The organism is Pseudoalteromonas sp. SG41-5 (assembly GCF_014164495.1).
GTDB lineage: Bacteria > Pseudomonadota > Gammaproteobacteria > Enterobacterales > Alteromonadaceae > Pseudoalteromonas > Pseudoalteromonas rhizosphaerae.
Genome location: NZ_JACJFH010000131.1, coordinates 1 through 9,298, shown reverse-complemented (window position 1 = coordinate 9,298; position 9,298 = coordinate 1). Strand labels below are relative to the sequence as shown.

At 36.8% G+C, this 9,298-nt stretch carries 8 protein-coding genes and 1 pseudogene; 6 read left to right on the top strand and 3 right to left on the bottom strand.

Annotated elements, in window-relative coordinates; all coding sequences use genetic code 11:
• Positions 1-382: 382 nt before the first annotated feature.
• Positions 383-3,115, bottom strand: coding sequence for a choice-of-anchor I family protein (locus H5232_RS21120; protein WP_182831456.1), 2,733 nt, complete (start codon positions 3,113-3,115; stop codon positions 383-385).
• Between the two features lie 357 nt (positions 3,116-3,472).
• Positions 3,473-3,658 (bottom strand): annotated as a pseudogene (locus H5232_RS21115) (hypothetical protein); the annotation flags it as partial.
• Here H5232_RS21115 and H5232_RS21110 point away from each other — a divergent pair.
• The 6 genes from H5232_RS21110 (at position 3,650) to H5232_RS21085 (ending at position 8,947) form a co-directional block, all read left to right on the top strand.
• On the top strand, positions 3,650-4,003 hold the full coding sequence (locus H5232_RS21110; protein ID WP_259398737.1) for a MarR family winged helix-turn-helix transcriptional regulator: 354 nt from the start codon (positions 3,650-3,652) through the stop codon (positions 4,001-4,003). The pseudogene H5232_RS21115 and the gene H5232_RS21110 overlap by 9 nt on opposite strands.
• Positions 4,004-4,277: 274 nt before the next feature.
• A complete protein-coding gene (locus tag H5232_RS21105; protein ID WP_013463050.1) occupies positions 4,278-5,345 on the top strand; it encodes a hypothetical protein in 1,068 nt (355 codons plus the stop codon).
• A 54-nt stretch (positions 5,346-5,399) separates the two neighbouring features.
• Positions 5,400-6,236 carry a TonB-dependent receptor gene (locus tag H5232_RS21100; RefSeq protein WP_220496108.1) on the top strand — a complete coding sequence of 279 codons (837 nt, stop codon included), beginning with the start codon at positions 5,400-5,402 and terminating at the stop codon, positions 6,234-6,236.
• 67 nt (positions 6,237-6,303) lie between these two features.
• Positions 6,304-7,089, top strand: a complete 786-nt coding sequence (locus tag H5232_RS21095; protein WP_182739538.1) for an ETEC_3214 domain-containing protein — start codon at positions 6,304-6,306, stop codon at positions 7,087-7,089.
• A gap of 9 nt (positions 7,090-7,098) precedes the next feature.
• Positions 7,099-8,397 carry a transglycosylase SLT domain-containing protein gene (locus H5232_RS21090; protein WP_145234252.1) on the top strand — a complete coding sequence of 433 codons (1,299 nt, stop codon included), beginning with the start codon at positions 7,099-7,101 and terminating at the stop codon, positions 8,395-8,397.
• Positions 8,387-8,947: an LPP20 family lipoprotein gene (locus H5232_RS21085; protein WP_145234255.1), complete on the top strand. Its 561-nt coding sequence runs from the start codon at positions 8,387-8,389 to the stop codon at positions 8,945-8,947. Before H5232_RS21090 ends, H5232_RS21085 begins: the two co-directional genes overlap by 11 nt.
• Positions 8,948-9,076: 129 nt before the next feature.
• Here H5232_RS21085 and H5232_RS23955 read toward each other — a convergent pair.
• Positions 9,077-9,298 (bottom strand): hypothetical protein (locus tag H5232_RS23955; RefSeq protein ID WP_220496107.1); only part of this gene is annotated, 222 nt, incomplete at its 5' end.

Here is a 9,298-nt window from a genome sequence, read left to right as displayed (position 1 = left end):
TTGAGTGTAAAGAATATGGATGTTTTCACTCTTGGCAAATATTAGCAATTAATAGTAAGGAGAATTATATAGAGTAAATCATTTCAATTTTTATTTATTAATTTTTATATATTTAATTGGAGTTATTTATAATGAGTAAAGAAAAAGCTAAAAAACCAGCAAAAATGACGTTAAAAGAAAAGCGAAAAATACGTAAAGAGAAAACAAAGACAACCGAAAAGTAAAGAGTTGTCACTTTACATATAACGTTTCATGGAAACCTTAATAAAGTCCAAAGCTCGGCATTATAAAAATGTCGGGCTTTTATCGTTTAAATATATTAATAAAAAAGGCCTCAATAGAGACCTTTGTTATAGATGAAGTTTAAATAAAACTGAATTAGCTACTGTATTGTTGGCACGGTAATAATTGATACAGAGCCTAGCGGATCTACGTTATAGTCTTCACTCGGTTCGCCTTCGTCAGCGGTGATGATTAATTTACCATCGGGACTGAAAGTTACCATATCTGGCAGTGCTCCGACCGCAGATATCATTTCAAGCTCATAACTACTCGTGTTAAACATAGCAACAACGCCAGTATCAGTTTTCACGCCTGACTCGATCGCAGCGGCAAGTTTTCCGTTTGATACTGCGACAGAATTAACACCTGCACCGTAATAGCTAATATCAATTGCACCAAGTGTTGCAATGTTATTTGGGTTAGCAAAATCAATCACTTCAATACGAGGAGCGTTAAGCAAGCTGCCGTTATTTACTACGAATAAACGTTTTGTTTGTGCATCATAAGCCGTGATCTCTGCGGCGCCTTCACCACCTTCAATTAACAAGCGTGATGCAAAATCAAACTTGCCTTCGTTGTTTTCACTATAGACGGTGATATTACCACTGTCTTCGTTTGCAACTACCAGCTGCGCTTTTGACGTTGGGCTTTGATCAGCGGTTATAAATAACACCCCTTCTGGCGCATCATCACCTTGGGTAACGATCATTTGCACAAAACTTACGGCATTAACATCACTAATATCATATACTGCAACCGCATCAGCACGCTCTAAAGCAATAAATGCATAGCGCTTATTGGCAACCATACCTGTTGTTACACTCTCAGGCTCAGTGCCTTTCGCATCACTGCGACCATCTGGGTAAACGCCGGCTTTATTAGCTTCAAAGGCAAGTGATGAACCACTATCAAACACCTGCTCACCGGTATCACCATTGAAGATTGAGAATGAACGTGCACCAAAACTATAGAGTTTATTATGACTTGATGCTGCAGTATCAGAATCAACATATTGCGATACTAATAAACGCCCTAATTCGACGTTGTTTTGTAATATACTTACGTCTGTAAATACCGACTCATCAAGCACGATATCTGCAACTTTCTCACCTTCAGCGAAGTTGCTAAACCAGTCACGTATATCTCCCTCGTTGGCAGTTAAAACGTAATCTATGCCATCTTGTGTAAATGTTGCGATGCCATCAGGTTGATACATACCCACTACGTTTGCGCGGGTTTGTAGTTTGATCATATTATCTTTATCACTGGCATCGATTTCATTGCCAGCCATACCATAATCTTTAAAGCCCAGCGGAAAAATATCAGTGATAGTTTTCGTGGTTAAGTCTATTTTTGCAAGGCCGTTATTCTCTTGCAATGACACCCATGCAGTGCTTGAATCAGCTGATACGGCGACATACTCAGGCTCAACGTCTGCAGCTAAATCTGCACCTTTACCAAATACTCGGAAGCCTTTGCTTTCAAGAGCCGCTTCTTGATCATTAAATGATGTGAAATTTAATGTAGTTGCAGCACCCACATGCATAGGAGTTTTGAAGTTTTTACGTCCAGGGCTGGCATAAAGTTGTGGCGCATTCTCATCAACAAGCTCAATAAATTCCATACCATCAGGAAAACGGCCATAACTATTAACATGGAAATCGCCATAACTGACTTGTTGATGCACTTGGCCTTGGTATTTTAGTTTAATGGTTTCGCCTTTGCCTAAGCCAAAGTCTTCATTATTATTTAAAATAGCCGTTGCGGGTGCACCGTTAGGTAACTGAGCACCCGTAACTAAATTCGGCAATAATACAATAAAGCCGTGGCCAGGAATTTCTGTACCTGCAGGGATAGTTAAACCCGCTTGGTTATTCGCTTCACGGTCTAAATCAACTAACTCCCACTCATTAGCTGCAAAAACAAATGGTTCAGAAGATGTGTTGTACAGCTCAACAAAATCAAAATCGGCGTCATCACGGCCTTTTGAAACCACTTCATTGATCACAATATTAGCGGCAGTTGCACCATCAACCGGCGCTGGTAATTTATTGGCAGCACCAGGCGTTGGCGCGAGCGCTTCATCTTGAGTGTGCCAATTACCACCATCTGGTAAACGCCCCCATGTAGACACATGGCTACCATCACTCCAATGTGCGCTATCTACAATTTGATTGTTGTGCACCAGTAATGCGGTGTCGCCTTTACCTAAACCAAAATCAGTATCGCCAGCAGTGGCAACTAAAGTATCTGTTGGTGCATCAAATGGAATGCTAGTTTGATCTGTGGCAATCACTAAAAACCCACCTGCGGCGATGGTTGTACCTTGTGGAATTTTAATGCCCGGCTCTTTATCAATCTCAAAGCCTTTTAAATCATTTACTGCCCAATTAGCGTCACTAAAGGTAAATGCTTGTTCAGAGTTATTAAACAACTCAATAAAATCATAACCGCCTTCATTTGAACGCACCTCGTTGATCACCACTTGCCCTGCTGATGGTGCCTCAGTAATTTGGCTAAATGTTGCAGTAACCTCTTTATGGTTATTCATTGTAAGAGTTAAAGAAGTCGCGCTATAGTCTGCGTTACCAATATCGCCAGACCATGAAACAAATTTATATCCTTGTGCAGCCTGAGCGTTTAGCATAACAATAGCACCTTGCTCATAATCAGCACGCTCTGGACTTATTACTACGTTTCCAGCACTTTGCTCTGTGATATTTAATATCAGTTGGTAACGCAAAGGCTCTAAATCATTATCATCATCTGCTAGATCACAGCCACTTAATAGACCTAGCATTAATAAGCTGCCTACTATCGGTTTCAATTTCATCACATTTCCTTGGTATCGTTTTAGTTTTAATTAATCACGATACCCTAAAGCGTAATATTGACAGCTAAATGTAATTATCATGTCAATGGGATGACATTGCGAACGAGAATAAACTATAAGATCATGATTTAATTTATAATTCACCTCACTCTAAATAACCAAAATTCAGACGTACAGGTAGTAATTTCCAACTCTAACTACGTTGAATTTACTTGCCGTTGCTCTCTAACTAATAGCTGTAGTGATGTACTGAATATCAGGTTGTAACTCTGCGCAATAGAAAAAATTTATAAAATGCTTAAAATTGTGAGGGGCACTTTTTGGCATAAAAAGCGCAGCATAATCCGCGCTTTCAATTTACTCTGATACAGAAGGTTCAGTATTTGCTTGAGCATCGTTTGCAGGAGCTTCGTCAGTTAACAAGTATTTATCCAGCCATTGCTCTTGCTCCCAAAGCACATGCAGTAAACCCTTACGAGCACGATAACCATGAGCTTCGTAAGGTAACATCACTAAACGCGCTTCTTTACCTAAATGAGCAAGGTTTTAGGCTTAACGCACTCTGGTGCGGTTAGATTAATAAATACGCTTGAAAAAGAAGAGCTTGTAAAGAGGCGTAAATCGGTAAAGGATGCTCGCTCTGTTGTTTTATACGTAACTGATAAAGGAAGTCAAAGGGTTAAACGAGTACTAAACAGCCGAGAAACAGCCACCTCTAAAATACTAAATAGCTTTAATGATGAACAAAAACAAAGCTTTTTAAGCTTGATAGAACTAGCGCTTAGCAGCCTAACAAGCGAGCAGATAAAAGCCCGTAAAATATGCAAACTATGTAACGAAGGTGTATGTAGAAAGCGTGGTTGCCCAGTAGAAAATGCAATTAAATAAAGTACACCCCACTTAAAAATTTATCCAATAAGTTAAAGAATGATAACAGCCACTTTAGTCGTTTTTCTTACATGAAATTAGGTAAAGATGGATTCGATTATAGTTATAAAATTCATGCATCTTTTTAAATTGTAAAGGTATTCCCCCCTTGTACCTTTTTTAAAATAAGAAAAAAGAACCGTTTTAATGAGAGTTTTTAGCTATAAGGTTGACCCATCTAGTTACAAGTGTTAAAAAGTGAAAATGAACACTAACTTAATAAAGGAATAATTGTATGATAAAGGGAATAAAAATCGCTTTAGTATCAAGTGTAATGCTCTCTGGCTGTGTAGTTACTGAAACTATTAATGGAGGTATTGCTAGTTTAAATAACTCTTTCACAACTGCTGAATTACCTATTACATACACAAAAGCGGCTAAAGAAAGTGGCACTGAGAAAATGAAGCGTCTTGCAGTTATTTCAAATAACAGAAACGCAGCTACAGGTATAATTGAAACAAACCTTTCAAATATTCGTGTGAATGGCCAACCTTACTTTACCTTTGTTGATAAAGCTTCTCTTAGTAAAATTATAGAACAACAACGGTTTAATGAAAGTGATATCAGTAACTCAAAAAACAGAACCCGCCTAGGTAAACTTACAGGCGCAGATACACTTATCACTGCTGACTACACTGCTGATGTAGATACCTCTACTTACTACGAAAAAGACAGTGAATGTATACAAAAAGGTGATAAATGGTACAAGTGTGAGAAGTCTAGAGAAATAACCATTAAGTGTTCAGAAAAAATTGCGAAAGTAAATTTTAAACCTAAGGCTGTATCTGTAGAAACAGGGCAAATTGTTTTTACTAAACAATATTCACGCCTATCAAGTAGTAAAGTATGTAAAGGTGACGACCCTCATCCATCTGACTCTGTATTACGAGGCAGAGCACTTGCCGCTGTAATAGAAGAATTAAAACAAGATGTTGCACCACACCAAGTGACTAAAAATGTAAAGTTGATGGAATCTGATGATTCAGATTTAACTGATAAAGCAGAAGAGTTATTAGACCTCGCTGTTGAATTTGCAGAAAAAGACATGCCTGACCACGCCTGCAAAACCTTTGCAAAAGCTCAAAGCCAGTATTCAGAATCACTGGCTATAAACTACAACAATGGTGTGTGCGCAGAAAGAGCGAATGATTTAGAATTAGCAAAAGCATATTATGAAAAAGCGAGCAACTTAACATTAGACGTTGACGAACTTAAGTTTGTTATTGAAGGCCAAACACGGCTTGTCGAGCGTGAATCGGATAATGCAAAGCTAACTCTAGCAACAACTTCAAACCGTTTGTAATTTAAGTTAAGGCCTACCAATTTTGTGTTAGGCCTTATTGCTGTTGGTAAAACTATGACTACTAGAACATCCTCACTACTATTAGCGGCAATAGCGCTAAGTCCTTTCCTTACTAATGCAGCATCACATTGTAGTTGCAGCTCATACTATGCAAAGAATGCCCAGCCTAAGTGGGTAGGAATAGATATTGTTGATGATGAAAAATTAGCTAGCTCAGGCTCTTCACAATGCTCTGGTTTAAAAACAATTGATGAACGTCGGTCAGCTAAAAATGCGCGTGAAGAGCTCGCAAAATTACTAAGTACTGATATTTCAGTGAAAGAAATAATTAAAAACACCTCATCAAGCACAGTAAGCCATTCTGATTACAAATCGGTGATTGAGTCTCAAACCAATCAGCTATTAAAAAGCGCAAAAGTATATGATCGTTATGTAGACCCTATTAACTGTACTGTATATGCAGCTATTTCAATTAGTAAAGCCGATCTTGAAGAAGGCCAACACGAAAAAATAAAACAACAACAAGCAATGCTAGGCGCAAAAAATAGTTGCTTAAAAGTAACGGGCGAAAATAGCTCTCAACTTACAGAGTTACTCACTGAGCAACTTTTACAGCATGGATATAAATTAACAAACTCGGCTTGCGAAGTGACCTATTTAGTTAAAAACTCGATAATAAAAGCACAAAGTAAACTTGTAATTACACAGTTAAAACTTCAAATAGATACACAAAGCAAAAAGTCTATTTGGCAACAACGTTTTGAAGGAAAAGGTTTGAGCTACTCTAAACGCTCAAAAACCGAGTTAATTCATTTAGCCAATCAAGACAGCACAACTAATTTAATAAATAGCATTGTAAAGTTAAAAAATACTGCTATCGATTCTTATTAGCGATTATATTAAGCCATGTTTTAAACAGTTATATTTAACACTGATAAACTATATTTTAAGGATGAAAATGTCTGTAGGAAATAACTTAGAGCCTGAGGCTAACACTGAAGAAAATAAATCTTTGTTAGCTAAATTGAAAGGTTACTTTATTTTACTTATGGTTACTTTAATGGGTCTTGGAAATTGGGCCGATAGTAAAGCACTCATAATTGAAGGGTACAACGGATTCATTACTCACTTTACGAACCAAATCGAAGAAAAAAAGATTACTGCGCTAGATATTGGCAACTACTTACCTTACGCTGAAAAAAAAATAGGTATTCCGCAAGTAATTAAAACATCATCTTTGAATACTGATTACGAATATAGGTATTACAAAAATACGAAATATTTACTCACACTTATTAATAAAAATACTCGTATAGTCGGCATCGCCGTACATAGCTTAAAATACGATAAAGCTATGGTACCGGAATTTACACCCTTAATACCTTTTAATAAAAAAATGCTCAGAGTTAATAGTCTAAGCGATGTTATAAAATCAAGTAACGAATTTTATTTTGATTCTCATAATATTAAATATTATATGCAGTCAAAACAGTTAAATGCTCAAGGTATGTTTTTGAACCTTAGCGTTGGCTTTAGTAACTACACACCATTACTTGATGAAACGCAAAAAGCTTTATTTAAACTTGATGAGTTAATGCTTACTCAAGATGACGAAAAAGCCTTAGCTAAAACAACCGAGATACTTGCTAACACTGCGGCTACATTTTATGCAGTATCTGAGCTATCTAGTGAATACATCTCTGATTCATTACTGACAACGTATGAATTTAACGCTTATTTTTAAGGATAAAAAATGCGTCACACTTTATTATTTTTTGCTTTATTTAGTGCTTACAGCGGGGCTACCACGCCGACGTTCGAAGAATTTAAAAAACAGCAACTTGCAAAACAAACCACTTTTAAAAACGATCATCAGTTGGAATATCAAGCATTCAGACAAGCATATCTCGAGGAATACGATAAATTTAGAGATAGATTATTGCAAAACTGGTCAAGACCTGTACAAAGCTCATTATTAGAACGTGTTGAATATAGTGCGGATAAAAAAACACGTATTATTATTGATGAACAAAATTCGACCGTGACTGTACAAACACTTGAAGGCTCAAATGAAACAGGACTAAAAGCGACTTCTCAAGAAGAAGCATTAACAACAAATCAATTGTTAAATAATGTTAAATTATCGCCGGTTTTAACTGATATTTTTAAAGACCCTAGCTTACTCGATAAAGCAGTAAAAACAGCAAAAGTTGATATAAAAGCACAGCCAGACAAACATGAAAGCGAAGTCGCATTAATTAATGAAATTACTTCTCAACACGAGCAATCATTGAGTAGTTTAGATAAAAACGAGCAATTACCTAAAGCACAAATTGATATCCAAAAAGAGCAGCTTACCAAAGAAAAAGAACAACGTATTAGTAATTTAAATAATGCGCTAAAAAAAACAAAAGAGCAAAACCTTACCTACAAACGCATTAAGTCGCATACTTTCGCTCTACCCGATACTTATTTACAAAAAAAAGTAGCGCCTTTTGTTACTTATTATAGCCAGTTTTCTAAAGATCAATTATCTTTACTATTAGCTATTTCACATGCTGAGTCGTCATTTGATCCTAATGCAAAATCGCATATTCCAGCATTTGGATTAATGCAAATAGTGCCAAACTCAGCAGGCTTAGATGTTGCTCGCAGACAATTTAAAAAGGATATAGCTCCTACAGCTAAAGAATTATTCGACCCAAAAACTAATATAACTTACGGTGCTGGGTACTTAGACATTTTAACGACTCGATATTTGCGCAAAATTAATAATCCCATAAGCCGAAGATATTGTGCCATTGCAGCTTATAATACTGGCGCTGGTAACGTAGCTAAAGCATTTAACTTAAATAGAAGTACGAATATAAATAAAGCGGTAGCCTTAATAAACCAATTAGATAGCGAAGGTGTATACGCACAACTTATAAATAATTTACCGTACGACGAAACAAAAAAGTACTTACAAAAGGTAAGTAAATTAGATATTCAATATCAAAAAAACTTAGAACAATGGAACCTTAACAATAAGGAAGTAAATCATGCGAAATAAACTTTTAATATTGGCAGTTGCTGGAGTTATTACAGCATGTGGTACAACACCACAAAAGTCTCAACCTCTTGCTGAAAACGATTCTGTTCCAAGCTGGGTTTTACAACCTACAGCACCCGAGGGCGGTTTGGCTTCATCTAGCTGTGTAGTATGGACGGGCAATATGGCTGCAAGTAGAGCACAAGCTATTGCCAATGCACGTGCCGATCTAGTAACTCAAATTAGTGCTAAAGCGCAAGTAATGGATACACTAATAAACAAACAAACCCAACAGCAAGACTCAACGACGACTAATTCATCATTTACGCAAATAAGTAAACAGGTAGCTGAGCAAAGCTTAGTAGGGGCTATTGCTAAAGAAATTGGTTTTGCTCGCTTAGATGGAAAGAAACAGTTATGTGCGCTTGTAACTATGGAAAATACTAAGCCTTTATTTGATAAATTAATCGAAACGTCAGGAAAGAATTTAAGCCCTAATGATGAAGATATGCTTTACCGTGAATTCAAATTAAAAACAACAACTGATGAGCTTAAAGCGCTAGATAAATAAGCGTTTTATAACAGCCCTAATATAAGTTAGGGTTGTTATATTAATTAAATAACTACAATAGATTAACCTAGTATTAACCAAACACCCACTAGCACCATTAAACTCCAAAGAGATCCCCAAAAATAATCTTTAATTTTCAATCGCATCACTCACATCCATATTTTTCCAATCGAGTTTCACTACCACTTGCACGAAATAGGCTAGCCCTTCCAAATAATCTCGCCGGTGCAGTTTAATGGACTGTTTTTTGAAGTATCGCAGCCCAACAAATGCCCATGACACTAATTGCCGCCTCTTGCTTGGGTTAGCTTGAAAAGATCCGGTCTTTCCTCCTTTTTCTAACACTGCACC